Origin of the sequence: Streptomyces sp. ID05-39B, assembly GCF_033794725.1 — a bacterium.
Taxonomy (GTDB): domain Bacteria; phylum Actinomycetota; class Actinomycetes; order Streptomycetales; family Streptomycetaceae; genus Streptomyces; species Streptomyces bobili.
The window spans coordinates 12,539-37,177 of the sequence record NZ_JARGEF010000057.1 but is presented as its reverse complement, the minus strand read 5'-3'; the positions used below and the strand labels follow the sequence as shown (position 1 = coordinate 37,177).

The 24,639-nt window shown below is 70.8% G+C and carries 23 protein-coding genes and 1 pseudogene; 17 read left to right on the top strand and 7 right to left on the bottom strand.

Annotated elements, in window-relative coordinates; translation table 11 throughout:
* Positions 1-87: 87 nt before the first annotated feature.
* From P1P75_RS15475 to groL, 3 genes and pseudogenes are all read left to right on the top strand, one after another.
* A pseudogene (locus P1P75_RS15475) lies at positions 88-669 on the top strand (polysaccharide deacetylase family protein); the annotation flags it as partial.
* 237 nt (positions 670-906) lie between these two features.
* On the top strand, positions 907-1,215 hold the full coding sequence (groES, locus tag P1P75_RS15470) for a co-chaperone GroES (RefSeq protein ID WP_020132158.1): 309 nt from the start codon (positions 907-909) through the stop codon (positions 1,213-1,215).
* A 129-nt stretch (positions 1,216-1,344) separates the two neighbouring features.
* Positions 1,345-2,970, top strand: a complete 1,626-nt coding sequence (gene groL / locus P1P75_RS15465; protein ID WP_319255578.1) for a chaperonin GroEL — start codon at positions 1,345-1,347, stop codon at positions 2,968-2,970.
* 107 nt (positions 2,971-3,077) lie between these two features.
* On the opposite strand, the gene P1P75_RS15460 is transcribed toward groL, so the two are convergent.
* From P1P75_RS15460 to P1P75_RS15450, 3 genes are all read right to left on the bottom strand, one after another.
* Positions 3,078-3,767 (bottom strand): ester cyclase, encoded by a 690-nt coding sequence (locus P1P75_RS15460; protein WP_319255576.1) that lies wholly within the window; start codon positions 3,765-3,767, stop codon positions 3,078-3,080.
* Positions 3,768-3,842: 75 nt separating this feature from the next.
* Entirely contained in the window at positions 3,843-4,616 is a 774-nt protein-coding gene (locus P1P75_RS15455; protein ID WP_319255574.1) for an SDR family oxidoreductase, read from the bottom strand.
* A gap of 97 nt (positions 4,617-4,713) precedes the next feature.
* Positions 4,714-5,382: an MOSC domain-containing protein gene (locus P1P75_RS15450; RefSeq protein WP_319255572.1), complete on the bottom strand. Its 669-nt coding sequence runs from the start codon at positions 5,380-5,382 to the stop codon at positions 4,714-4,716.
* A gap of 80 nt (positions 5,383-5,462) precedes the next feature.
* Between P1P75_RS15450 and P1P75_RS15445 the strand changes: the two genes are divergently transcribed.
* Positions 5,463-6,359: a LysR family transcriptional regulator gene (locus P1P75_RS15445; protein WP_319255570.1), complete on the top strand. Its 897-nt coding sequence runs from the start codon at positions 5,463-5,465 to the stop codon at positions 6,357-6,359.
* 84 nt (positions 6,360-6,443) lie between these two features.
* Here P1P75_RS15445 and P1P75_RS15440 read toward each other — a convergent pair whose 3' ends face one another.
* Complete coding sequence (locus P1P75_RS15440) at positions 6,444-6,770, bottom strand: WhiB family transcriptional regulator (protein WP_319255568.1); 327 nt, start codon at positions 6,768-6,770, stop codon at positions 6,444-6,446.
* A gap of 378 nt (positions 6,771-7,148) precedes the next feature.
* Between P1P75_RS15440 and P1P75_RS15435 the strand changes: the two genes are divergently transcribed.
* The 4 genes from P1P75_RS15435 (at position 7,149) to P1P75_RS15420 (ending at position 11,916) form a co-directional block, all read left to right on the top strand.
* A complete protein-coding gene (locus P1P75_RS15435) occupies positions 7,149-7,760 on the top strand; it encodes a response regulator transcription factor (protein ID WP_003948568.1) in 612 nt (203 codons plus the stop codon).
* Between the two features lie 565 nt (positions 7,761-8,325).
* The gene (locus tag P1P75_RS15430) at positions 8,326-8,913 is read left to right on the top strand and encodes a sigma-70 family RNA polymerase sigma factor (RefSeq protein ID WP_086770883.1); all 588 of its coding nucleotides are present in this window, start codon (positions 8,326-8,328) and stop codon (positions 8,911-8,913) included.
* 243 nt (positions 8,914-9,156) lie between these two features.
* Positions 9,157-10,665 (top strand): IMP dehydrogenase, encoded by a 1,509-nt coding sequence (guaB, locus tag P1P75_RS15425; protein ID WP_319255566.1) that lies wholly within the window; start codon positions 9,157-9,159, stop codon positions 10,663-10,665.
* Positions 10,666-10,791: 126 nt separating this feature from the next.
* Positions 10,792-11,916: a GuaB3 family IMP dehydrogenase-related protein gene (locus P1P75_RS15420; protein WP_086770881.1), complete on the top strand. Its 1,125-nt coding sequence runs from the start codon at positions 10,792-10,794 to the stop codon at positions 11,914-11,916.
* Between the two features lie 453 nt (positions 11,917-12,369).
* On the opposite strand, the gene P1P75_RS15415 is transcribed toward P1P75_RS15420, so the two are convergent.
* Positions 12,370-13,578 carry a nucleotide sugar dehydrogenase gene (locus P1P75_RS15415; RefSeq protein WP_319255564.1) on the bottom strand — a complete coding sequence of 403 codons (1,209 nt, stop codon included), beginning with the start codon at positions 13,576-13,578 and terminating at the stop codon, positions 12,370-12,372.
* A 301-nt stretch (positions 13,579-13,879) separates the two neighbouring features.
* On the opposite strand from P1P75_RS15415, the gene P1P75_RS15410 reads away from it, so the two are divergent.
* Complete coding sequence (locus P1P75_RS15410; protein WP_319255562.1) at positions 13,880-15,586, top strand: glycerol-3-phosphate dehydrogenase/oxidase; 1,707 nt, start codon at positions 13,880-13,882, stop codon at positions 15,584-15,586.
* A gap of 222 nt (positions 15,587-15,808) precedes the next feature.
* Here the strand turns inward: P1P75_RS15410 and P1P75_RS15405 are convergent, their stop codons facing one another.
* Complete coding sequence (locus P1P75_RS15405) at positions 15,809-16,828, bottom strand: serine hydrolase domain-containing protein (RefSeq protein WP_319255561.1); 1,020 nt, start codon at positions 16,826-16,828, stop codon at positions 15,809-15,811.
* A gap of 260 nt (positions 16,829-17,088) precedes the next feature.
* A complete protein-coding gene (locus P1P75_RS15400) occupies positions 17,089-18,666 on the bottom strand; it encodes an oxidoreductase (RefSeq protein ID WP_319255559.1) in 1,578 nt (525 codons plus the stop codon).
* A 169-nt stretch (positions 18,667-18,835) separates the two neighbouring features.
* Between P1P75_RS15400 and hisD the strand changes: the two genes are divergently transcribed.
* The 8 genes from hisD to hisF are packed head-to-tail and all read left to right on the top strand — an operon-like array spanning position 18,836 to position 24,570.
* Complete coding sequence (gene hisD / locus P1P75_RS15395) at positions 18,836-20,176, top strand: histidinol dehydrogenase (RefSeq protein WP_319255557.1); 1,341 nt, start codon at positions 18,836-18,838, stop codon at positions 20,174-20,176.
* On the top strand, positions 20,173-21,279 hold the full coding sequence (locus P1P75_RS15390; RefSeq protein ID WP_319255555.1) for a histidinol-phosphate transaminase: 1,107 nt from the start codon (positions 20,173-20,175) through the stop codon (positions 21,277-21,279). The genes hisD and P1P75_RS15390 overlap by 4 nt, the downstream gene beginning before the upstream one ends.
* Positions 21,276-21,869, top strand: a complete 594-nt coding sequence (gene hisB, locus P1P75_RS15385) for an imidazoleglycerol-phosphate dehydratase HisB (RefSeq protein WP_319255553.1) — start codon at positions 21,276-21,278, stop codon at positions 21,867-21,869. The genes P1P75_RS15390 and hisB overlap by 4 nt, the downstream gene beginning before the upstream one ends.
* Positions 21,866-22,030 (top strand): hypothetical protein, encoded by a 165-nt coding sequence (locus P1P75_RS15380; RefSeq protein ID WP_319255551.1) that lies wholly within the window; start codon positions 21,866-21,868, stop codon positions 22,028-22,030. The genes hisB and P1P75_RS15380 overlap by 4 nt, the downstream gene beginning before the upstream one ends.
* The gene (gene hisH, locus P1P75_RS15375) at positions 22,027-22,671 is read left to right on the top strand and encodes an imidazole glycerol phosphate synthase subunit HisH (RefSeq protein ID WP_319255549.1); all 645 of its coding nucleotides are present in this window, start codon (positions 22,027-22,029) and stop codon (positions 22,669-22,671) included. The genes P1P75_RS15380 and hisH overlap by 4 nt, the downstream gene beginning before the upstream one ends.
* Complete coding sequence (gene priA / locus P1P75_RS15370; protein ID WP_319255547.1) at positions 22,668-23,393, top strand: bifunctional 1-(5-phosphoribosyl)-5-((5-phosphoribosylamino)methylideneamino)imidazole-4-carboxamide isomerase/phosphoribosylanthranilate isomerase PriA; 726 nt, start codon at positions 22,668-22,670, stop codon at positions 23,391-23,393. Before hisH ends, priA begins: the two co-directional genes overlap by 4 nt.
* The gene (locus tag P1P75_RS15365) at positions 23,390-23,818 is read left to right on the top strand and encodes a RidA family protein (protein ID WP_319255545.1); all 429 of its coding nucleotides are present in this window, start codon (positions 23,390-23,392) and stop codon (positions 23,816-23,818) included. The genes priA and P1P75_RS15365 overlap by 4 nt, the downstream gene beginning before the upstream one ends.
* A complete protein-coding gene (gene hisF / locus P1P75_RS15360; protein ID WP_319255543.1) occupies positions 23,815-24,570 on the top strand; it encodes an imidazole glycerol phosphate synthase subunit HisF in 756 nt (251 codons plus the stop codon). The genes P1P75_RS15365 and hisF overlap by 4 nt, the downstream gene beginning before the upstream one ends.
* Positions 24,571-24,639 lie beyond the last annotated feature (69 nt).

Sequence of the window (24,639 nt, the reverse complement as noted above, 5' to 3'; positions counted from 1 at the left end):
TACCGCCTTCCCTTTTTTTGCCGTTCTTGTGGGGTTGGGGATTTGTTTAAGGGGCAGGGGGGGGGGGCCCGCCCGGCGGGCCCCGCGCTCCCCCCGGTCGTCGACCGGATCCCGACCCGCGACAAGGTCGTCTTCCTCACCTACGACGACGGCGCCGAACGCGACCCCCGATTCGTCGACATGGTCCGCGAACTGCGCCTGCCCGTCAGCATGTTCCTCACCGACAGCGTGGCGGGCCCCGGCTACGCCCACTTCGCCCGGCTGCGGTCGGTCGGCGCCGGCCTGCACAACCACACGCTCGACCACGCCGCCCTGCGCGGCCTGCCGTACGCCGGCCAGCGCGCCGAGATCTGCGGCCAGCAGAACAAGCTCAAGTCCCGCTTCGGCCTGCGCCCCCGCCTGTTCCGCCCGCCCTACGGCACGTACGACACGACCACCCTGCGGGCCGCCGCCGACTGCGGGATCACCGCGGTCGTCCTCTGGCGGGCCTCGATGGGACCCACCGACCTCACCTATACCCACGGCTCGCACCGCCTGCGCCCCGGAGACATCGTCGCCGTGGACCCGGACGAGACGATGGGCCCGACCCTGCGAGAACGCACGGCGAGACTGCTGCGGGAGATCCAGCGACAGGGCCTGACGGTGGGCCGCCTGGAGAACTACCTCTGAGCGCCGGGCGACTATCCGGCGTAGGCGGCAATGACCCCGGTTCCGGCTGACGCGACGCACGGATCTGGCACTCCGCTTGACCGAGTGCTAACCACGGTCATAGTCTCAGCCCTGGCACTCCCCACTGGAGAGTGCCAACAACGCGACGGGCAGGTCCGGCACCCGCGACGACGGATCCACCTGGTCGCCACCTCAGACAGTTAACCCCGTGAGATCTCCGAAGGGGGAGGTCGGATCGTGACGACCACCAGCTCCAAGGTTGCCATCAAGCCGCTCGAGGACCGCATTGTGGTCCAGCCGCTCGACGCCGAGCAGACCACCGCCTCTGGCCTGGTCATCCCGGACACTGCGAAGGAGAAGCCCCAGGAGGGTGCTGTCCTCGCGGTCGGTCCGGGTCGCTTCGAGAACGGCGAGCGCCTGCCGCTCGACGTCAAGGTCGGCGACGTAGTTCTGTACAGCAAGTACGGCGGCACCGAGGTGAAGTACAACGGCGAGGAGTACCTCGTCCTCTCGGCTCGCGACGTTCTCGCGATCATCGAGAAGTAATTCACCCGGATTCACCGGAAGCATTCTGCTTCAAGCTGCGCCCCTGGCCCCCGCGACCACATAAGAACCCGGGCGCCCGGGGCGCAGTGTCTTTTTCACCCACCAGATCCCGAGAGGGCTCCCGCTGTCATGGCGAAGATCCTGAAGTTCGACGAGGACGCCCGTCGCGCCCTCGAGCGCGGCGTCAACAAGCTTGCCGACACGGTCAAGGTGACGATCGGCCCCAAGGGCCGCAATGTCGTCATCGACAAGAAGTTCGGTGCCCCCACCATCACCAACGACGGTGTCACGATCGCCCGCGAGGTCGAGCTCGACGACCCGTACGAGAACCTCGGCGCGCAGCTGGTGAAGGAGGTGGCGACCAAGACCAACGACATCGCGGGTGACGGCACCACCACCGCCACCGTGCTCGCCCAGGCGCTGGTCCGCGAAGGCCTGAAGAACGTCGCCGCCGGCGCGTCGCCCGCCCTCCTCAAGAAGGGCATCGACGCCGCCGTCAAGGCCGTCTCCGACGAGCTGCTGGCCTCGGCGCGCCCGATCGACGAGAAGTCCGACATCGCCGCCGTGGCCGGGCTGTCCGCGCAGGACAGCCAGGTCGGCGAGCTGATCGCCGAGGCGATGGACAAGGTCGGCAAGGACGGTGTCATCACCGTCGAGGAGTCCAACACCTTCGGTCTGGAGCTGGACTTCACCGAGGGCATGGCCTTCGACAAGGGCTACCTGTCGCCGTACTTCGTGACGGACCAGGAGCGCATGGAGGCCGTCCTCGACGACCCCTACATCCTCATCAACCAGGGCAAGATCTCCTCGATCGCCGACATGCTGCCGCTGCTGGAGAAGGTCATCCAGACCAACTCCTCGCGCCCGCTGCTGATCATCGCCGAGGACCTGGAGGGCGAGGCGCTCTCCACCCTGGTCGTGAACAAGATCCGCGGCACGTTCAACGCCGTCGCGGTCAAGGCCCCCGGCTTCGGTGACCGCCGCAAGGCGATGCTGCAGGACCTCGCGGTCCTCACCGGCGCCACGGTCATCTCCGAGGAGGTCGGCCTCAAGCTCGACCAGGTCGGCGTCGACGTGCTGGGTTCCGCCCGCCGCGTCACCGTCACCAAGGACGACACCACGGTCGTCGACGGTGCCGGCAAGACCGAGGACGTCCACGGCCGCGTCGCGCAGATCAAGGCCGAGATCGCCAACACGGACTCCGACTGGGACCGCGAGAAGCTCCAGGAGCGCCTCGCGAAGCTGGCCGGCGGCGTCTGCGTGATCAAGGTCGGCGCCGCCACCGAGGTGGAGCTGAAGGAGAAGAAGCACCGCCTGGAGGACGCCATCTCCGCGACCCGCGCCGCGGTCGAGGAAGGCATCGTCTCCGGTGGCGGCTCCGCGCTCGTCCACGCCGTGAAGGTCCTCGAGGGCAACCTCGGCAAGACCGGCGACGAGGCCACCGGTGTCGCGGTCGTCCGCAAGGCCGCCGTCGAGCCGCTGCGCTGGATCGCCGAGAACGCCGGCCTGGAGGGTTACGTCATCACCTCCAAGGTCGCCGAGCTCGACAAGGGTCAGGGCTTCAACGCCGCGACCGGCGAGTACGGCGACCTGGTCAAGGCCGGCGTCATCGACCCGGTCAAGGTCACCCGCTCCGCCCTGGAGAACGCCGCCTCCATCGCCTCCCTCCTGCTCACGACCGAGACCCTGGTCGTCGAGAAGAAGGAAGAAGAGGAGCCGGCCGCCGGTGGTCACGGCCACGGCCACTCCCACTGACGCACGTCACCCCCGAGGCCCGGCGTCCCGAAAGGGGCGCCGGGCCTCGGCACGTCCCGCACCGGCACGTTCTCACGGTCGGCGCGGGTGCCGTGCCTCCTCGCGGGCTACTCCCCGAGTACCCCCAGCTGCTCCAACAGACCCGCCCGGTCGTACTGCCACCAGCCCTCGCAGATCATCCCGTCCCGGAACCGCTGCCAGGTCATGCCGGTCATGGTGACGTTCTGTCCGGTGGCCGGGATGCCGAGGTAGTCGCCCTTGTGGCGGGCGGTCCAGGTCCAGCGGGTGCAGACCCGGTCCTCCTGGGCGATCTGGTCGTCGACCCGGAACGAGAAGTCGAAGGCATGCCGCCAGCCGGCGAACTCCTCGCGCGCCGCACGCAGCCCGGTCTCCTGCGCACCGGAGGGATCGTGCTCCACGTAGTCGTCGGTCACCCGATCGAACATGCGGTCGATCTCGATCGTCCCGGCCTGCTCGAACCACTCCCGCGCCGTCGCACAGTTCAGCTGCTCGTCGCGCACCACTTCCAGATCCGTGAAGGTCGGCATCTCGTCACACAGAGCGACCATGCCCTGGAAGATCCTGTCGGTCTCCGGAAGGTTCGAGTTCCGCATCGCCTCCTCGTACGACGGGAACTCCACGATCTCGACGAAGTGCGACGCGTCCGACCGGTCCTTCCCGACCAGCGCGTGCGTCGCCGTCCGCTTCCCCTTGGTCTGCTCGACCCACATGTCCATCAGCCGGTTCATCTCGTCGAACCGGCTCGTCCTGCAATCGATGAGCTGTACGAACGTCATCGCGCCGCCTCCGGCCCCCCTGGGTCCGGCCCTGTCACGCCCATCCTCCCACCGGAGCCCGGCCGTCGCCGCTCGCTACTGCGGCCCGTACTTGCGCCCGGTCCGCGAGCTGACCCCGCCCAGCAGCGCCCGGGGCGTCACCTTCACCAGCCCCATCAGCGCCTTGTACCGCGGGTCCGGGATCGACACCGACTTCCCGCGCGCCAGATCCGCCAGCGCCGCCGTGACCAGCTTGTCCGCGTCGAGCCACATCCAGCCGGGGATGTTGTCCGTGCCCATCCCGGCCCGCTCGTGGAACTCGGTGCGCACGAACCCCGGGCACAGCGCCATCAGCCGCACACCGCTGCCCGCGAGGTCCTTCGCCGCCCCCTGGGTGAACTGCACGACCCACGCCTTGGACGCGCCGTACGTCCCGCGCGGCACGAAGGCCGCCACCGAGGCCACGTTGACGACACCCCCGCGCCCCCGCTCCCGCATCGCCTCGGCCGCCGCCGACGTCAGCCGCAGCACCGCCTCGCAGTGCACCTTGAGCATCTTCAGCTCGTCGGCCATCGATACGTCGAGGTAGCGGCCCTTGTTGCCGAAGCCGGCGTTGTTGACCAGCAGGTCGACGGGGTTCCTGCGGTCGCCGAGCCGGGCGGCCACCGCCTCGATGCCCTCGTCCGTGGCCAGGTCGGCCGTCAGCACCTCCGCCTCGATGCCGTGCCGGTCGTGCAACTCGGTCGCCTGCTCGCGCAGCCGTTGGGTGTCCCGGGCGACGAGCACCAGGTCGTGCCCGTCCGCCGCGAGCCGCCGCGCGAACGCGGCACCGATACCCGCGGTCGAACCCGTAATCAGAGCCGTTGTCATGGCAGAAGGTTAATGACCCGGAGTCCGGGCGTCCGCTCTCTGCACGCGGCCTGCGGAAAGTGAAGAAGCCGTGCGCACGGTCGCCCGTGACAGCGGCTCAGCCGCCGTACTTCTCGACGTACTTGCGGGCTGCCGCCAGTGCCTCGGGATGCAGCGCCTCACCGGCCGCCAGCAGTTGGGGCAGCAGTTCCCGGTGCGTGGTCGTGGCCTGGAACTCCATCCGGGCCGTCACCTCGTGCTCCGGCAGGTGGACGATCTCCATGGGGTCCCCCGCGCGGATCTCGCCCGGCACGATCACCCGCAGGTAGGCGCCCGTCGCGGCCTTCTGGGTGAACCGCCTGACCCAGCCCTTCTCACCCACATGGCCCTGGAAGGTGCGACAGGGAATCCGCCCCGACGTCACCTCCAGCACCACCTGCGGACCGATCCGCCAGCGCTCACCGATCCGCGCCCCCGACACGTCCAGCCCCGTGGTGGTGAGGTTCTCGCCGAACGCGCCGTCGGCGAACGTGCGCCCCAGCTCCCGCTCCCAGTCGTCGAGATCCTCGCGCGCGACGGCGTACACCGCCTGGTCGTCGCCGCCGTGATGACGCCGGTGGCACACCGCGTCCCCGGCCAGCCCACTTCCCGCGACCCCCTTGGGGCCGGGCGCGGCCACCCGCACCGGTCCCTCGACGGGCCGCTTGTCGATACCGGTCAGGCCCTCGGGCTGATCGGTGTACGGAACGGCCTTCGGACGGCCCACGTTGACGGACAGAAGCCTCATGCCGGCACGCTAAGCGACCGGTGGTCAAAGTGTCGACGCATTATTCGCCGTCACACCCAAGGCTCACTTATGCTCGAGGGATGATCGAGGCCCGTCATCTCCGCGTGCTGCGCGCCGTCGCCGCCACCGGTTCCTTCTCGGCGGCGGGGCGCGAGCTGGGCTGCACCCAGCCCGCCGTCAGCCAGCAGATGAAGGCCCTGGAGGCGTCCGTCGGCACACCCCTGCTGGTGCGCAGCGGCCGTGCGATGCGGCTGACCCAGGCCGGCGACGCCCTCGTCCGGCACGCCGCCGGGATCCTCGCCGGGCTCACCGCCGCCGAGGAGGAGGTCGCCGCGATCGCCGGCCTGCGCGCCGGCCGGGTCCGTCTCGTCTCCTTCCCCAGCGGCAGTTCCACGCTCGTCCCGACCGCGCTGGCCGCACTGCGCGCCGCCCACCCCGGCACCCGTGTCTCCCTGGAGGAGGCCGAGCCGCCCGAGTCGGTCGACAAGCTGCGCGACGGCGACTGCGACGTCGCCCTCGCCTTCCGCTACGAGGACGCGCCGGGCGCCGAGGAGTGGCCCGACCTGGTCGTCCGCCCCCTGCTGACGGACCGGCTCGTCGCCCTCCTGCCCGAACGGCACCGCCTCGCGCGCGTGGACTCCCTCGCCATCGGCGAACTGGCCCGCGAGCCGTGGATCGCCGGCTGCCCGCGCTGTCGCGGCCGCCTGGTGGAGGTGTGCGAGGCCGCCGGCTTCACCCCCCGCATCGACTTCGCGACCGACGACTACCCGGCGGTGGCAGGCCTGGTGGGCGCGGGCCTCGGCGTAGCCGTACTCCCTCAGCTGGCGATCGAGTCCGTACGGCAGCGGGGAGTGCGCGCGGTGACCCTGGAACCGGCGGTACGGCGGGAGGTCGTCGCGCTCACCCTCCCCGACCTGGCCCAGGTGCCGGCGGTGGCGGCCATGCTCGGGCAGCTGGAACGGGCGGCGGCGCGGTAGCCGTACCGGGGGGTGCAGGGGCCGTACATGCAATGAGGGCACTCGCCTTCACGAGTGCCCTCAGCCAGGTGGAGAAACGTTCCTTCAGGTGTTCGAAACACCGCCTGCGCCGGTCGACGCCGACACCAGGCGGTTGCGCGCCCGCCCCATGAGCTCCTCGCGCTCGTCCTCGGTCAGTCCGCCCCAGACGCCGTACGGCTCCCTCACCGCCAGCGCGTGCGCCGCGCACTGCGCGCGTACCGGGCACCTCATGCAGACCTCCTTGGCCGAGTTCTCGCGAGCGCTCCGCGCCGCCCCGCGCTCGCCTTCGGGATGAAAGAAGAGCGAGCTGTCCACCCCGCGGCAGGCAGCCAGGAGCTGCCAGTCCCACAGGTCCGCGTTCGGTCCGGGAAGGCGGGAGAAATCTGCCATTGCGTGACCCCTTGTAGCCGTGCCGAGCGAATACGGTGCCCACGACCGTACAACTACGATCTAAGGAGATGAAAATATGACTCATTGCGAATCTAGCCTCAGACACCAGTAAATGGGAAGAAATGGGGCTGAACGGGGCATGGTTGTGATGAAAGCTTGAGGGTCCGCGCGGGTCTCTCCATCGTGTCCGCTTCCTCACGTAGAGTGCCGAAGAATGCACGCGGCCCCGTAACTCTTTCGAGTGACCATCGTTGAGAGTGCGGTGGCGGTTGAAAACACAAACGCTCGGGCAAGCGTCCGAGACGGTCGACCGCACAGGTGACGATACGTACCAGCCTGGAGGCACAAGGTGACGCGCATCAGCTGCGGAGGGCGGCCATGACTTCCGTCCTCGTCTGCGACGACTCCCCGCTTGCCCGAGAGGCGCTCCGCCGCGCGGTCGCGACCGTGCCCGGCGTCGAGCGCGTGACGACGGCGGCCAACGGCGAGGAGGTTCTCCGCCGCTGGGGTGCCGACCGCTCGGACCTGATTCTGATGGACGTGCGCATGCCCGGACTGGGCGGTGTCGAAACCGTCCGACGGCTGCTGTCCGCCGATCCGGGCGCACGCATCATCATGCTGACCGTCGCCGAGGATCTCGACGGCGTCGCACTCGCGGTCGCCGCCGGCGCCCGCGGCTATCTGCACAAGGACGCCTCGCGCGCCGAACTGCGCGCGACGGTCACCCAGGCTCTCGCCGACCCCACGTGGCGGCTCGCCCCACGGCGGCTGCGCTCGGCCGAGATGGGCGCGGCGCCCACGCTCACCGCGCGCGAGATCCAGGTCCTGGAAGGCATGAGTCACGGCCGCTCCAACGCCGAGATCGGCCGCGAGCTGTTCCTCTCCGAGGACACGGTCAAGACCCACGCCCGCCGGCTGTTCAAGAAGCTCGGCGCCTCGGACCGCGCGCACGCCGTGGCACTGGGCTTCCGGTGGGGACTGGTCCGCTAGGGCCTGTCCGGCCGGTCCCGGTCCGGCCCGCCTGCCCGGCGGCACGTGCTGGACACCGATGAGCGGAATCCGGCGCGTGAGTTCGCCGACACTGCCGGCGGGGCCACGCGTACCGGCGCCGGGCTCCGGCACCTTCGGTCAGGTCTCCTCCGGGCACTGCGGTCCGGCGTTTTCGGCGCCACGGCCGTACGGCCCGCGCGGCGGACTTCTTCGGTCGGCGGCGGCGCCGGACAGGCCGCGCCGACGGACTTTTCGAGCAAGCCGATCCCAGTGGACAGGAGCGGGGGAATGGATGAACCTCCCTGCTCGCGCGGGGTTCTGGGCCTGCGGGAACCCCCCGTCGGCCGGGCGTCGGACGGGGGAGGAACAGGGCCTCGCCGGGTGCCCGCTGCTCGTTTCGCCGCTGATGCCGCATCCTTGAGGGGTGGAGTTCCTCGGGGACAAGTCGGTCGAGCGGGAGGGGAGGGCGCAGGGGATGAGTTCCGGCGCACCTGCTCATAACGCTTCGGTGCACAACGACGGGCACGGTGGCGCGGCCGGTCCGGCCGCAGTGCACCATGGACCGATGCGCGAAGACGAGGCGGTCCGTGCCCCCGGGGTGATCGGCGGACTCGTGCACCGCGCGGTCGACGGCGACGAGCAGGCCACACACGACCTCCTCGCCCATGTCCACCCCCTCGCCCTTCGGTACTGCCGCACCCGGCTGTCCCGGCTCCCCGGCGACGCACGCCACTTCGTGGAGGACCTCGCGCAGGAGGTCTGTGTCGCCGTCCTCCTCGCCCTCCCGCGCTACAAGGACACCGGCCGTCCCTTCGAGGCCTTCGTCTTCGCCATCGCCGCACACAAGGTCGCCGACCTCCAGCGTGCGGCGATGCGCCACCCCGGCTCCACCGCGGTCCCCTCCGACGAGATGCCGGAACGTCCCGACGACTCCCTCGGTCCGGAGGAGCGGGCCCTGCTGAGCAGCGACGCCGAATGGGCGAAGAAACTGCTCGCCAACCTGCCCGAGAACCAGCGGGAGCTGCTCCTGCTGCGCATCGCGGTCGGCCTCACGGCGGAGGAGACCGGCCAGATGTTGGGAATGTCACCCGGGGCCGTGCGCGTGGCCCAGCACCGCGCCCTCAGCAGACTGCGCGCGCTCGCCGAGCAGTAGTCCCGCCGTGGCCCCGCCACACCTCCTCCGCCGAACGAAGCCCGAACGAAGCAGTGGGCCCAACGCCGGACCGGCCGAGGCGCCTACGCCGAACAGGCCGGCGGCCCCCGCGGTGAACACGCCGCCCGCCGCCGCCGTACGAACATGCGGATCCCGGAGTCACATCGGACCGTGGAATTCGGGAGGTGCGCTTCCCGTTAGCATGGACATCCGCACCGATCAAGGCCATTTGGGGAAGGTGTCATGACTGCCAACGTCGACGGAGTGCCCGGAAAATTCGCGACGCTCGGGCTGACCTACGACGACGTGCTGCTGCTGCCGGGCGCGTCGGACATGGCTCCCGACGAGATCGACACCGCCTCGTACGTCTCCAGGAACGTGCGGGTCAACATCCCGCTCCTGTCCGCCGCCATGGACAAGGTCACCGAATCGCGCATGGCGATCTCGATGGCCCGCCAGGGCGGCGTCGGTGTTCTGCACCGCAACCTCTCCATCGCGGACCAGGCCAACCAGGTCGACCTCGTGAAGCGCTCCGAGTCCGGCATGGTGACCGACCCGATCACCATCCACCCGGACGCCACGCTCGGCGAGGCAGACGCGCTCTGCGCCAAGTTCCGCATCAGCGGCGTCCCGGTCACCGACGGCAACAAGCGGCTGCTCGGCATCGTCACCAACCGCGACATGGCCTTCGAGACCGACCGCACGCGCCGCGTCCGCGAGGTCATGACGCCGATGCCGCTGGTCACCGGCAAGGTCGGTATCTCCGGTGTGGAGGCCATGGAGCTGCTGCGCCGCCACAAGATCGAGAAGCTGCCGCTCGTCGACGACGAGGGCCACCTCAAGGGCCTGATCACGGTCAAGGACTTCGTGAAGGCGGAGAAGTACCCGCTCGCCGCGAAGGACTCCGAGGGCCGCCTCCTGGTAGGTGCCGCGGTCGGCGTCGCCGGTGACGCCTTCGAGCGCGCCCAGGCGCTGATCGAGGCGGGCGCCGACTTCATCGTCGTCGACACTGCGCACGGCCACTCCCGCCTGGTCGGCGACATGATCGCCAAGATCAAGTCCAACCACACGCGCGTGGACGTCATCGGCGGCAACGTCGCCACCCGCGACGGCGCCCAGTCCCTCGTCGACGCCGGCGCGGACGCCATCAAGGTCGGTGTCGGTCCGGGCTCCATCTGTACGACCCGTGTGGTCGCCGGCATCGGCGTCCCGCAGGTCACCGCCATCTACGAGGCCGCGCTGGCCGCCAAGGAGGCCGGGGTCCCGGTCATCGGCGACGGCGGCCTGCAGTACTCCGGCGACATCGCCAAGGCCCTCGTCGCGGGCGCCGACACCGTGATGCTGGGCTCGCTCCTCGCGGGCTGCGAGGAGTCGCCCGGCGAGCTGCTGTTCATCAACGGCAAGCAGTTCAAGTCGTACCGCGGCATGGGCTCCCTGGGTGCGATGCAGACCCGCGGCGAGCGCAAGTCGTTCTCCAAGGACCGGTACTTCCAGGAGGGCGTCGCCTCCGACGAGCAGCTGATCCCCGAGGGCATCGAGGGCCAGGTGCCGTACCGCGGCCCGCTGTCCTCCGTCGTCCACCAGCTGGTCGGCGGCCTGCGCCAGTCGATGTTCTACGTCGGCGGCCGTACCGTCGCGGAGCTCCAGGACAACGGCAGGTTCGTCCGGATCACCTCGGCGGGTCTCAAGGAGAGCCACCCGCACGACATCCAGATGACGGTCGAGGCGCCGAACTACAGCGGCAAGAAGTAGCGGCACACGCGCGTGCCGTCCGTTTCACACGGGTGAGGGCGGCCCCGGGAGCATCCGGGGCCGCCCTCGGCGTGCCCGTCGGCGATACTGGTAGACGCTGCAACGCATCAGGGAAAGGCCACACACGTGACTGAGATCGAGATCGGGCGCGGCAAGCGCGGCCGCCGGGCGTACGCCTTCGACGACATCGCCGTCGTCCCCAGCCGCCGTACGCGGGACCCGAAGGAGGTCTCGATCGCCTGGCAGATCGACGCCTACCGTTTCGAGCTGCCGTTCCTGGCCGCCCCCATGGACTCCGTCGTCTCCCCCGCCACCGCGATCCGCATCGGCGAGCTGGGCGGCCTGGGCGTGCTCAACCTCGAGGGTCTGTGGACCCGGTACGAGGACCCGCAGCCGCTGCTGGACGAGATCGTCGGCCTGCCCGTCGAGGCGGCCACCCGCCGGCTCCAGGAGATCTACTCCGCGCCGATCAAGGAGGAGCTGATCGGGCAGCGCATCAAGGAGGTGCGCGACTCGGGCGTGGTCACCGCAGCGGCGCTCTCCCCGCAGCGCACCGCCCAGTTCTCCAAGGCCGTCGTCGACGCGGGCGTGGACATCTTCGTCATCCGCGGCACGACGGTCTCCGCGGAGCACGTCTCCGGCTCGCACGAGCCGCTGAACCTGAAGCAGTTCATCTACGAACTCGACGTCCCGGTGATCGTCGGTGGCTGCGCCACCTATACGGCGGCCCTGCACCTGATGCGTACCGGTGCGGCGGGCGTCCTCGTCGGCTTCGGCGGCGGCGCGGCGCACACCACCCGCAACGTGCTCGGCATCCAGGTCCCGATGGCGACGGCGGTGGCCGATGTCGCCGCCGCCCGCCGCGACTACATGGACGAGTCCGGCGGCCGGTACGTGCACGTGATCGCGGACGGCGGTGTCGGCTGGTCCGGCGACCTGCCCAAGGCCGTCGCCTGCGGCGCCGACGCGGTGATGATGGGCTCCCCGCTCGCGCGGGCGACCGACGCGCCCGGCCGCGGCCACCACTGGGGCATGGAGGCCGTCAACGAGGAGCTGCCGCGCGGCCAGAAGGTCGACCTCGGCACGGTCGGCACCATCGAGGAGGTCCTCGCCGGCCCGTCCCACACGCCGGACGGCTCGATGAACTTCTTCGGCGCCCTGCGCCGCGCGATGTCCACCACCGGTTACAGCGAACTCAAGGAGTTCCAGCGGGTCGAGGTGACGGTGGCGGACTCGGTGCACCGGCGGTAGCCGGGCGGTAGTTCGCAGGACTTCGGCAGGGGCCGGTCAGCTCACCCAGGTGAGGTGACCGGCCCCTTTCGCATGCCCGGACGCGTGAGGGGGCGCCCATGGGACGCCACCGCAAGCCCACCCGCTGGGACCGACTCCGTCTTCGGACGGTGCAGTGCCGGAGGAGGTGGATCTTGCGGCTTTTCGGATGGTGAGCGGCCGTCCCCAAGCACAGTAGGGGCGGACACTCCGTGAACCATCAGGTGCCTGCCGCAGTGGCCTCTGCGGTGGGCACCACCTATTTTCGGGTGGTGAGCGGCCGTCCCCAAGCACACTAGGGGCGGACACTCCGTGAACCATCAGGTGCCTGCCGCAGTGGCCTCTGCGGTGGGCTCCACCCGTTCGTACGTTACCGGCGAGCCGTGCCGTACGCCACCAGCCTCCGGAGCCCGGGGCGGTGTCGTGCGCCCCGTCTCACAACCGGTGCGCCGCCCCGGTCGGCGTAGCCCCCCGCGTGTCGAGCAGCAGCTGTGCCTTCACCGAGAGGCCCTGGAGGTCGTATGTGCGGTGCTGCTGGAGCAGGATCGTCAGGTCGGCGTCGGCGGCGGCCTCGTACAGGGAGTCGGCGCGGGGGACCGGGCGGTCGAGGACGCTCCAGGACGGGACGTGCGGGTCGTGGTAGCTGACGGCCGCGCCGAGTTCCATCAGGCGGATCGCGATCTCCTGGGCGGGGGTGCCCTGCTGGTCGGCGAGGTCGGCCTTGTAGGTGACGCCGAGCAGCAGCACGCGCGCGCCCCGGGCCGACTTGCCGTGCTCGTTGAGGAGCGTGGCCGCGCGCTGGACGACGTAGCGCGGCATGCGGCTGTTGACCTGCTGGGCGAGTTCCACCATGCGCAGCGGGCTGCCGGGGTGGCCGGTGCGGTCCAGGGGCACGGAGTGGCCGCCGACGCCGGGGCCGGGGCGGAAGGCCTGGAAGCCGAACGGCTTGGTCTCGGCGCACCGGATGACGTCCCAGAGGTCCACGCCCAGGTCGTTGCAGAGGACGGCCATCTCGTTGACGAGGGCCATGTTGACGTGCCGGAAGTTGGTCTCCAGGAGCGTCACGGTCTCGGCTTCCCTGAGGCCACGCGCGCGTACCACCTTGTCGGTGAGGCGGCCGTAGAAGGCGGCGGCGGACTCGGTGCAGGCGGGGGTGAGGCCGCCGATGACCTTCGGTGTGTTGACGGGCGTGAAGTCGCGGCGGCCGGGGTCGACCCTGCTGGGGGAGTACGCGAGGTGGAAGTCGCGGCCCGCGCGCAGGCCGGACATCTCCTCCAGGAGCGGTCGCAGGAACTCCTCGGTCGTCCCCGGAGGTACGGGCGACTCCAGGATGACGGTGGTGTGCGGGCGCAGGTGTCCGGCGAGGGTGCGGGCGGCGGCCTCCACCTGGCTCAGGTCGAGCCCGCCTTCCGCGTCGCGCGGGGTGGGGGCGCAGATGACGGCGGTGCGCACGCGGCCCAGCTCGGCCGGGTTGGTCGCGGGCCGGAAACCCCCCGAGAGCATCCGGCGCAGCTCCGCGGGGCTGAGGGAGCCCGGCTCGGGTCCGGTGCGGTAGCCGAGTGTGGGGATGCCGGCGGCCACGGCGGCCTGGGCCAGGGGCAGGCCGAGCGGGCCGAGTCCGATGACGGCGAGATCTGCGGGCATGGCGTGGGCCGTCCTTCCCAGTAACCGAAGCGGGACAGGTGCGCAAGCCCGGTGGACAGGACGGGCGAGCGCAATGTCAGACTAGGAGTAAATATGACCGATTTGCGGGATTGATCGGTTGTGTTTTCCGGTCGGCCGATGCGAGCCGGCTGCGGTTCCGTGGTTCCGTGGGAGTTGTCCACAGGGTGGGGGCGCGTGGTGGCTGAACTCGGGCAAGACGGTCACCATTGGGGCATGGGGGATACGGGCCGGGCCTCGTCCTGAAAGGCGCGGCCGGCGCGACCTACAGCGGGAGGCAGCGGTGAGGACAGCGACACTGGGGCCGGCGCAGCGAGCCGAGTCACTTGCGGCGATGGCCGAGCGCGAGCTGGACGTGCTGGTCGTGGGAGGCGGGGTGGTCGGCGCGGGTACCGCCCTCGACGCCGTCACCCGCGGCCTGTCCACGGGGCTGGTCGAGGCACGGGACTGGGCGTCGGGCACATCGAGCAGGTCCAGCAAGCTGATTCACGGCGGCCTGCGCTATCTGGAGATGCTCGACTTCGTCCTCGTCCGCGAGGCGCTGAAGGAACGCGGACTGCTGCTGGAGCGGCTGGCACCGCACCTGGTCAAGCCCGTGCCGTTCCTGTATCCGCTTCAGCACAAGGGCTGGGAGCGGCTGTACGCCGGTTCGGGCGTCGCCCTCTACGACGCCATGTCGATGGCCCGCGCGCACGGCCGGGGCCTGCCGACCCACCGTCACCTGAGCCGCCGTCACGCCTTGCGGGTCGCGCCCGCCTTGAAGAAGGACGCGCTCGTCGGCGCGCTCCAGTACTACGACGCCCAGATGGACGACGCCCGCTATGTCGCCACCCTGGTGCGCACGGCGGCGGCGTACGGCGCGAAGGTCGCCAACCGCGCGCGTGTGACGAACTTCCTGCGCGAGGGCGAACGGGTCGTGGGCGCGCGCGTACGGGACGCCGAAGGGGGCGGGGAGTACGAGATCCGCGCCCGTCAGGTCGTCAACGCCACGGGAGTGTGGACCGACGACACGCAGGCGATGGTGGGGGAGCGGGGACAGTTCCACGTCCGTGCCTCCAAGGGCATCCACCTCGTCGTGCCCAAGGACCGCATCCACTCCTCCACGGGCCTGATCCTGCGCACCGAGAAGTCCGTGCTGTTCGTCATCCCGTGGGGCCGGCACTGGATCGTCGGTACCACCGACACCGACTGGGACCTCGACAAGGCCCACCCGGCCGCCTCCAGCGCCGACATCGACTACCTGCTGGAGCACGTGAACTCCGTCCTGGCGGTGCCGCTCACCCGCGACGACGTCGAGGGCGTCTACGCCGGACTCCGTCCGCTGCTCGCCGGCGAGTCGGACGCCACCAGCAAACTGTCCCGGGAGCACACCGTCGCCCATCCCGTACCGGGGCTGGTCGTCGTGGCGGGCGGCAAGTACACGACGTACCGGGTGATGGCCAAGGACGCCGTCGACGCGGCCGTCCACGGGCTCGACCTGCGGGTCGCCGAGTGCGTCACCGAGGACGTGCCGCTGCTGGGCGCGGAGGGCTACCGGGCACTGTGGAACGCGCGAGCGCGCATCGCCGGCCGGACCGGGCTGCACGTGGTGCGCGTCGAGCATCTGCTGAACCGGTACGGCTCGATGGCCGAGGAACTCCTCGACCTCATCGCCGACGACCCCACACTCGGTGAGCCGCTCCGGGCGGCCGACGACTATCTGCGCGCCGAGATCGTCTACGCCGCATCGCACGAGGGGGCGCGGCATCTGGACGACGCGCTGACCCGGCGGACCCGCATCTCCATCGAGACCTTCGACCGCGGCACCCGCAGCGCCCGCGAGGCGGCGGAACTCATGGCGCCGGTCCTGGGCTGGGACAAGGACCAGATCGAGCGCGAGGTGCGGCACTACGAGAAGCGGGTGGAGGCCGAGCGGGAGTCGCAGCGGCAGCCCGACGACCTGACGGCGGACGCGGCGCGGCTGGGGGCGCCGGACATCGTGCCGCAGTGAGGTCGGGTGGGTTGCGGGAGTTGTGAGGTCGGGGGGCGGGGTGATGCCGAGGCTGTCAGGTGTTGTGAGGCGCCTCGGTCGTGGGCGTGAAGCCCGCCGCTGTGAGCCGCTGTGGTGGCGCCGCGGTCGTGGGTGTGAAGCCCGCACCGCCTCGTGGGGTGTGAGGCCCGTCGTGCTTTGGGCTGCCTCGGCTGGACGGCCTCCGCTCGCTCGCCCGCTGCTTCACTCGAACGAGTGTCGTGGGTCGGGATCTCCGTTCGGAAGCGGCTCGTTGGAAGGGGTGCGAGGGCAGAACTCGGCGGCGAGCAGGGCCGGTTCGAGGCCGGGGTCCGCCATCGCCGTCGTGTTCACGCGGAAGGTGAGGACATGGCGGCCGTCGACGGTGGCCGCGGTGCGCACGTAGCTGCCCGAGATCCGGCCGTTGTGACCCCACACGGTCACTCCGCAGGGCAGCCTCGCCGGAATCAGCCCCAGGCCGTACGAGCCGTGTGCGGTGCGGGTGTCGAGCATCTCGTGCAGCCGGCGCGAGGGGAGCAGCTCGCCGCTCAGGAGGGCTGAGTAGAAGCGGTTCAGGTCGGCGAGCGTCGTCACCAGCTCGCCCGCGGCCCCGGCCACACGCGGGTCGAGTTCGGTGACGTCGGTTCCGTCCGTGCCGTAGGCGCGGCCGTGCGGGGAGGGCAGAGCGGTGCGGGACCCGGGGAAGGAGGTGCCGTTCAGAGCGAGCGGATCGAGGATGCGGCGCTCGGCCTCCGTGGCGTAGGAGCGGCCGGTGACCTGTTCGACGACCAGGCCGAGCAGGACGTAGTTGGTGTTGGAGTAGGTGTAGCGGCCTAGGTCGGCCGGAGGGTGGGTGAGTGCGACACGGACGGCTTGAAGAGGGGTGACGGGGCGGTTGCCGCCCGTTTCCCGGGCGAAGTCGTACAGGCCGCTGGTGTGGGTCAGCAGGGAACGAAGGGTCAGCGCGCGCCCGTCGTTGCCGGCTCCCCGCACCAGACCGGGCAGGTATCTCTCGACCGGGTCGGACAGCGACAGTCGCTGTTCGGAGGCCAGTTGGAGCACGACCGTCGCGAGGAAGGTCTTGGTGACGCTGCCGGCCCGGAAGTGGTCGGAGCGGGCGATGTCCGGGCCTGACTCGGCGAAGCGCGTGGCGCCCTCCTCGCGGGCCAGCAGGGCGGCGGCGGTCCGCGCGCGCCGGGACGCGGGCGTCCGGCCGGCGCGGATGAAGGGGGGCAGCAGAGCCATGGTTTTGCCATTGAAAAGCGGAGGGTCGGCGATGCGCCAGGGGATGTGGCGAACCTCTGGAAAGTTGTACGCCGCCGGGTCAAGGGGAGGCAAAAGGTGAGCGTTCCGGTTCCGGAGGTCACCTTTTGGTCGTGTCGGCCGCGGATGGCCACGCAGACGGCCACGCAGAGGGACTTGGCCGGGTAGCCGCACGGACGCTCTCACAGGCCCCACGGGCGGCCGCAGGGCCCCCGCTGACGGCCACCGGACCGCGCCGCCCGTCAGCCGCGGCGCAGCAGCCGGGTCGCTCCCGCGGCCACCGTCGTGGCCAGGATCCAGCCCAGCAGGATCATCGCCGTCTGCACCCACTGCCAGCCGCCCTGCAGCCGCCACTGGCCCCCCTGGCCCAGGTCGATGACGGGCAGCAGCAGGTCGAGGGCGAACAGCGCCGGATTCCAGGGCGGGTGCCCGTCGCGGCTGACGGGCGGATGCTCCGCGTGCCGGAACGCCAGGGAACTCGCCGCCCACAGCACCGCCATCCACACGGCAGCCCGGCCCGGCCGGTAGCCGTAGGCCACCGCCCAGTCCTGCACGTACCCCCAGAGCTTCGCGGCCGGCGGCAGCGTCTCGCGGCGTCTGCGCTGCTTGGCGAGCAGCACCTCGCGGGCGTCCTCGTCCTCCCCGCCGGCCCGCAGCACCGCCGCCAGCCGCTCGTACGGCTCCGGGTTGTACTCGGCGGTCGCCGCGGCCACCCAGCCCAGCCGCTCGGCCAGCGGGAACGGGCCCTGCGGCACCAGGTTCTCGTACGCGAAACCGCCCATGTGCAGGTTGCCGGGGCCCGGCCAGGCCTCCGAGCGGTCCACCAGGTTGACCACCCGCGCCCCGGACAGCACCACCTTGCCGCGCTGCGGTCTCTCCCCGAGGAAGCGCAGCTCGGGCGTCTGCACCCGGCGCAGCGACAGCTCCTGCTCGTCCGTGAAGGTGAACCGGGCCCGCTCCAGGTCGACGGCGTCCCCGAACCGCCCGTCGTCCAGGCGGACCCCGCCGCGGCACTCGAAGCGCTGGACACGGGTCCCGTGGGCGGGCGTCGTGCCGCTCAGCGACTGGCCGCCGAGGCCGGCCGGGGTCATGTACAGGGAGCGTTCCACGGTCAGCTGGGGCGCGTTCAGCGCGAACCGGGTGTACGGGTTGGTCAGCCGGGCCCCGCGCAGGCTCAGCGAGACCCCGATCTTGGCGCTGCGCAGCCGCAGTTCGCCGTGCGACTCCAGCATCTCGGCCTGGAGGTCCTGGCCGACGGTCAGGCCGTCCGCGGCGATCGAGCGGCCGGTGCGGTCGCGGTAGACGATCGCCATGTTGAGCATCAGGTCGGTGCCGATGTGCGCGTCGGTGAGCCGGACGCCGTTGTGGAAGCGGCAGCGGGGCAGGTGCAGATCGCCCTCGGTCTGGAGCCGGGCCGCCTCCAGCCGCGGCACCGAGCAGTCCACCATGCGCAGCGTCGTCACCCGCGCCTCGGGCAGCAGCACGTCCCGCTCGAAGCGGCAGCGCTTCATCTCGACGTACGGCTCGACCGTGCCGCCCGCCAGGTCGAGGCTGCCGCTGAGCTGCACGCCGACCAGTTTGAGCGAGGACACCCGGCCGGCCAGCGCGGGCGGCCCGTCCAGCAGCAGCCAGGCCACGATCCGGGCCCGTACCGTGCGGGCCTGGCCCCAGGGATGCCCGCCGTGCGGGTCGTCGACGACGGTGTCCCCGCTGCTGAGGTCGTACACGCTGCCGTTGCGGAAGGCCTGCCACATGCCGGCCTCGGCGGCGGTCAGGTCGTCCGGCAGGTCCCCGGCGTGAATGCCGGCCCCTTCCGTCACGCTGTTTCGGTCCCTTCGCTCGCGCACACGTTTCGCACACCTGTTCATGCCCGGTGAGTGACGCCCCGAACGCTAGCCGTGAGGGAGATCTTCCGTTTCCGGCCACGTTCTGTATCAGCCATTGATACGCGCGGACGGCCTCCGATTCCGGTCTGAGAGAATTGACCACGTGCTGCAAAATCTCTCGCTGGCCCGAATCGATCTGCGCGGCGACGCCCTCCCCGAAGGCCCCGCCCTGCGCGACCTGCTGCCCCGAGCCGACTTCGACGTCTCGGCCGCCCTCGAGAAGGTGCGTCCGATCTGCGAGGCCGTGCATCATCGGGGCGACGCGGCACTGATCGACTTCGCCGAGAAGTTCGACGGCGTCCGGCTCGACCGGGTCCGGGTCCCGGCCGAGGCCCTCAGCCGCGCCCTCGCCGAACTCGACCCGGCCGTGCGCGCGGCCCTGGAGGAGTCCATCCGCCGCGCCCGTCTCGTCCACCGCGAGCAGCGCCGCACGCATCACACGACACAGGTCGTACCCGGCGGTTCCGTGACCGAGAAGTGGGTTCCGGTCGACCGGGTCGGGCTGTACGCGCCCGGCGGACGGTCGGTCTACCCGTCCTCGGTGATCATGAACGTGGTCCCGGCCCAGGAGGCCGGCGTCGAGTCGATCGCGCTCGCCTCTCCGGCCCAGGCCGACTTCGGCGGACTGCCGCACCCGACGATCCTCGCCGCGTGCGCGCTGCTCGGCGTCGACGAGGTGTACGCGGCCGGCGGCGCCACCGCCGTCGCGATGTTCGCGTACGGCACCGAGTCCTGCCCGCCCGCCAACATGGTCACCGGCCCCGGGAACATCTGGGTCGCCGCCGCCAAGCGCTACTTCACCGGCAAGATCGGCATCGACGCCGAGGCCGGCCCGACCGAGATCGCCGTCCTGGCCGACTCCACCGCCGACCCCGTCCACGTCGCCGCCGACCTGATCAGCCAGGCCGAGCACGATCCGCTGGCCGCCGCCGTCCTGGTCACCGACTCCGCCGAGCTGGCGGACGCCGTCGACAAGGAGCTGGAGGCGCAGGTCGCGGCCACCAAGCACATCGACGACCGGATCGTCCCGGCCCTCAAGGGCAGGCAGTCCGCGACCGTCCTCGTCGACGGCATCGACGAGGGCCTGCGCGTGGTCGACGCCTACGGCGCCGAGCACCTGGAGATCCAGACCGCCGACGCCGCCGCGGTCGCCGACCGGGTGCGCAACGCGGGCGCGGTCTTCGTCGGACCCTGGGCACCCGTGTCCCTCGGCGACTACGCAGCCGGGTCCAACCACGTGCTGCCCACCGGCGGCTGCGCCTGCCACTCCTCCGGCCTGTCCGTCCAGTCCTTCCTGCGCGGCATCCACATCGTCGACTACACGAAGGACGCGCTGGCCGACGTCGCGCATCACGTGGTCACGCTGGCGGAGGCGGAGGACCTGCCCGCGCACGGCGCGGCGATCAAGGCAAGGTTCGACTGGAAGGTTCCGGGGACCAAGTGACCGGCATCGACGATCTCCCCGTACGGGACGAGCTGCGAGGCAAGTCCCCCTACGGCGCGCCCCAGCTGGACGTGCCGGTCCGGCTCAACACCAACGAGAACCCCTACCCGCTGCCCGAGGCGCTGGTCGAGCGGATCACCGAGCGCGTCCGCGAGGCCGCCCGCGACCTCAACCGTTACCCCGACCGCGACGCCGTCGAGCTGCGTACCCGGCTCGCCGCGTACCTGACGGACACCTCCGGGTACGAGATCGCCCCGGCGAACGTCTGGGCCGCCAACGGCTCCAACGAGGTCATCCAGCAACTGCTCCAGACCTTCGGCGGACCGGGCCGTACGGCCATCGGCTTCGAGCCGTCGTACTCGATGCACGGCCTCATCGCGCGTGGCACAGGCACCGGATGGATCTCCGGGCCGCGCCACGAGGACTTCACCATCGACCTCCCGGCAGCCGAGAAGGCCGTCGCGGAGCACCGGCCGGACGTCGTCTTCATCACCACGCCCAACAACCCCACCGGCAGCGCCGTCCCGGCCGAGACGGTTCTCGCGCTGTACCAGGCCGCGCAGGCCGCGAAGCCGTCCATGGTGATCGTGGACGAGGCGTACATCGAGTTCAGTCATGGCACCTCGCTGCTGCCGCTGCTCGAAGGTCGGCCGAATCTCGTCGTCTCGCGGACGATGTCGAAGGCTTTCGGCGCGGCCGGCCTGCGCCTCGGCTACCTCGCCGCCCACCCGGCGGTCGTGGACGCCGTCCAGCTGGTCCGGCTGCCGTACCACCTGTCGGCCGTCACCCAGGCGACCGCCCTGGCCGCCCTGGAACACACCGGCACCCTGCTCAGTTACGTCGAGCAGCTCAAGACGGAACGGGACCGGCTGGTGAGCGAGCTGCTGGCGGCCGGCTACGAGGTGACCGCCTCCGACGCCAACTTCGTCCAGTTCGGCCGGTTCGAGGACGCCCACGCCATGTGGGGCAAGATCCTCGACCGGGGCGTCCTGGTCCGTGACAACGGTGTACCGGGGTGGCTTCGGGTCACCGCCGGGACCCCCGAAGAGAACGACGCGTTCCTCGACGCGGTCCGTGAGATCAAGAAGGAGCAGGGTTCATGAGCCGTGTCGGACGCGTGGAGCGCACGACCAAGGAGACGTCCGTCCTGGTCGAGATCAATCTCGACGGCACCGGCAAGGTCGACGTGGCGACCGGTGTCGGCTTCTACGACCACATGCTCGACCAGCTCGGCCGGCACGGTCTGTTCGACCTGACCGTGAAGACCGACGGCGACCTGCACATCGACTCCCACCACACCATCGAGGACACCGCCCTCGCGCTGGGCGCCGCCTTCAAGCAGGCCCTCGGCGACAAGGTGGGCATCTACCGCTTCGGCAACTGCACGGTCCCGCTGGACGAGTCCCTCGCCCAGGTCACCGTCGACCTGTCCGGCCGCCCCTACCTCGTGCACACCGAGCCCGAGAAGATGGCGCCGATGATCGGCGAGTACGACACCACGATGACCCGGCACATCCTGGAGTCCTTCGTCGCCCAGGCCCAGATCGCGCTGCACGTGCACGTGCCCTACGGGCGCAACGCGCACCACATCGTGGAGTGCCAGTTCAAGGCGCTGGCCCGAGCCCTGCGCTACGCCTGCGAGCGCGACCCGCGCGCGGCCGGCATCCTCCCCTCCACGAAGGGCGCGCTGTGACCGGCCTGTCCACCATCCTGATCGTCGTCGGCCTCTTCCTGGCCGGCGGCATCTACTCGTTCGTCAAGCAGGACATGCCGAGGAGCCTCGTCGTGCTCCTCTCCATCGGTGCCGCGATGTGTCTGGTCGCGGGTGTGATGAGGCTGGAGGTGTGGAATTGACCGCCGCATCGAAGAAGGTCGTGGTCTTCGACTACGGCTTCGGCAATGTCCGCTCCGCCGAGCGCGCCCTCGCGCGCACCGGGGCCGACGTCGAGATAACGCGCGACTTCGACAGGGCGATGAACGCCGACGGGCTGCTCGTGCCGGGCGTCGGCGCCTTCGCCGCCTGCATGAAGGGCCTGCGGGAGGCGCGCGGGGACTGGATCATCGACCGCCGGCTGTCCGGCGGCCGCCCGGTGATGGGTATCTGCGTCGGCATGCAGATCCTCTTCGCCCGTGGCATCGAGCACGGTGTGGAGACCGAGGGACTCGACGAGTGGCCCGGCGCGGTCGAGCCGCTCCAGGCCGAGATCGTGCCCCACATGGGCTGGAACACCGTGGACGCCCCGGCGGGCTCCCGCCTGTTCGCCGGTCTGGAACCGGACGCGCGCTTCTACTTCGTGCACTCCTACGCCGTCCAGGACTGGTCCTTCGACGTACAGAACCCGGCGATGCAGGCCCCCACGGTGACCTGGTCGACGCACGGCAAGCCGTTCGTGGCCGCCGTGGAGAACGGACCGCTGTGGGCCACCCAGTTCCACCCCGAGAAGTCCGGCGACGCCGGAGCCCAGCTCCTCACCAACTGGATCGGAACCCTGTGAGCAAGCTCGAACTCCTCCCCGCCGTCGACGTCCGCGACGGCCAGGCCGTCCGGCTCGTGCACGGCGAGTCGGGGACGGAAACCTCTTACGGTTCGCCCCTGGAGGCGGCCCTCGCCTGGCAGCGCTCGGGCGCCGAGTGGCTGCACCTGGTCGACCTCGACGCCGCCTTCGGCACCGGCGACAACCGCGCGCTGATCGCCGAGGTCGCGGGCGCCATGGACATCAAGGTGGAGCTGTCCGGCGGCATCCGCGACGACGACACCCTCGCCGCCGCCCTCGCCACCGGCTGCACCCGCGTCAACCTGGGCACGGCCGCCCTGGAGACCCCCGAGTGGGTCGCCAAGGTCATCGCCGAGCACGGCGACAAGATCGCCGTCGGTCTCGACGTACGCGGCACCACCCTGCGCGGCCGCGGCTGGACCCGGGACGGCGGCGACCTCTACGAGACGCTGGAGCGCCTGAACAAGGAGGGCTGCGCGCGGTACGTCGTCACCGACATCGCCAAGGACGGCACCCTCCAGGGCCCGAACCTGGAGCTGCTGCGCAACGTGTGCGCCGCGACGGACCGGCCGGTCGTGGCCTCGGGCGGCGTGTCCTCCCTCGACGACCTGCGCGCCATCGCCGAGCTGGTGCCCCTCGGTGTCGAGGGCTCCATCGTCGGGAAGGCGCTGTACGCGAAGGCGTTCACCCTGGAACAGGCCCTGGAGGCTGTGGCGTCATGACGTCCGAAGCCGTACGGCGCGCGCAGAGCGGAAGTCCCTGGGAGGAGACGTTCGGCTTCGCGCGTGCCGTCGCGGCCGGTGACCTGGTGCTGGTGGCGGGCACGACGTCCTTCAAGGGCAGCGTGCTGCACGGGGAGGGCGACCCCTACGAACAGGCCAAGGTGGCCTTCACCAGCGCCCTGGAGGCGATCGCCGGGTTCGGTCTGGGACCCGGCTCGGTGATCAGGACCCGGATGCACCTGGCGCACGCACGGGACCTCGACGAGGTGGGCCGGGCCCACAAGGAACTCTTCGACACCGTGCGCCCTGTCGCGACCCTGCTGATCGTGGAGGGGTTCGTCGATCCGCGGGTCCTGGTCTCCGTGGAACTCGAAGCATTCAGCGGACATACGTGCAAAGGACATAGAGGAGCCGTGGATTCATGACCCTGGCGGTCCGAGTCATCCCCTGCCTGGACGTGGACAACGGCCGGGTCGTCAAGGGCGTCAACTTCCAGAACCTGCGCGACGCGGGCGACCCCGTCGAGATGGCCAAGGTGTACGACGCCGAGGGCGCCGACGAGCTGACGTTCCTGGACATCACCGCCTCCTCGGGCAACCGCGAGACCACGTACGACGTGGTGCGTCGCACGGCCGAGCAGGTGTTCATCCCGCTCACCGTCGGCGGCGGGGTGCGCGCCCCCGAGGACGTGGACAAGCTGCTGCGGGCCGGCGCCGACAAGGTCGGGGTCAACACGGCCGCGATCGCCCGCCCGGAGCTGATCAAGGAGATCGCCGAGCGCTTCGGCAGCCAGGTGCTGGTCCTGTCGGTGGACGCCCGCAGGACCGAGTCGGGCTCCTTCGAGGTCACCACCCACGGCGGCCGTCGCGGCACCGGCATCGACGCCGTCGAGTGGGCCCACCGGGCCGCCGAACTGGGCGCGGGCGAGATCCTGCTCAACTCGATGGACGCGGACGGCACCAAGGACGGCTACGACCTGGAGATGATCGCCGCCGTCCGCAAGCACGTGACGGTCCCGGTGATCGCCTCGGGCGGCGCCGGCAAGCTGGCCGACTTCTCCCCGGCCGTCGAGTCGGGCGCGGACGCGGTCCTGGCCGCCTCGGTGTTCCACTTCGGCGACCTGCGCATCGGCGAGGTCAAGACCGCACTCCGCGAGGCAGGCCACCCGGTGCGCTGAACCTTTTGGCGTCGAGGTAGGCCCCGGTCACCAGGTGACCGGGGCTCACCTCGTGGACGAAAAGGGATT

Excerpts from the sequence above, each read along its gene's own strand:
- P1P75_RS15430 (WP_086770883.1), top strand. The coding sequence starts at position 8,326 with ATGCGCGAAGACGAGGCGGTCCGTGCCCCCGGGGTGATCGGCGGACTC.
- P1P75_RS15440 (WP_319255568.1), bottom strand. The coding sequence starts at position 6,770 with ATGGCAGATTTCTCCCGCCTTCCCGGACCGAACGCGGACCTGTGGGAC.
- hisB (WP_319255553.1), top strand. The coding sequence starts at position 21,276 with ATGAGCCGTGTCGGACGCGTGGAGCGCACGACCAAGGAGACGTCCGTC.
- hisF (WP_319255543.1), top strand. The coding sequence starts at position 23,815 with ATGACCCTGGCGGTCCGAGTCATCCCCTGCCTGGACGTGGACAACGGC.
- P1P75_RS15405 (WP_319255561.1), bottom strand. The coding sequence starts at position 16,828 with ATGGCTCTGCTGCCCCCCTTCATCCGCGCCGGCCGGACGCCCGCGTCC.
- P1P75_RS15455 (WP_319255574.1), bottom strand. The coding sequence starts at position 4,616 with ATGACAACGGCTCTGATTACGGGTTCGACCGCGGGTATCGGTGCCGCG.
- P1P75_RS15445 (WP_319255570.1), top strand. The coding sequence starts at position 5,463 with ATGATCGAGGCCCGTCATCTCCGCGTGCTGCGCGCCGTCGCCGCCACC.
- groL (WP_319255578.1), top strand. The coding sequence starts at position 1,345 with ATGGCGAAGATCCTGAAGTTCGACGAGGACGCCCGTCGCGCCCTCGAG.
- P1P75_RS15435 (WP_003948568.1), top strand. The coding sequence starts at position 7,149 with ATGACTTCCGTCCTCGTCTGCGACGACTCCCCGCTTGCCCGAGAGGCG.
- P1P75_RS15415 (WP_319255564.1), bottom strand. The coding sequence starts at position 13,578 with ATGCCCGCAGATCTCGCCGTCATCGGACTCGGCCCGCTCGGCCTGCCC.
- guaB (WP_319255566.1), top strand. The coding sequence starts at position 9,157 with ATGACTGCCAACGTCGACGGAGTGCCCGGAAAATTCGCGACGCTCGGG.
- P1P75_RS15450 (WP_319255572.1), bottom strand. The coding sequence starts at position 5,382 with ATGAGGCTTCTGTCCGTCAACGTGGGCCGTCCGAAGGCCGTTCCGTAC.
- P1P75_RS15460 (WP_319255576.1), bottom strand. The coding sequence starts at position 3,767 with ATGACGTTCGTACAGCTCATCGATTGCAGGACGAGCCGGTTCGACGAG.
- P1P75_RS15365 (WP_319255545.1), top strand. The coding sequence starts at position 23,390 with ATGACGTCCGAAGCCGTACGGCGCGCGCAGAGCGGAAGTCCCTGGGAG.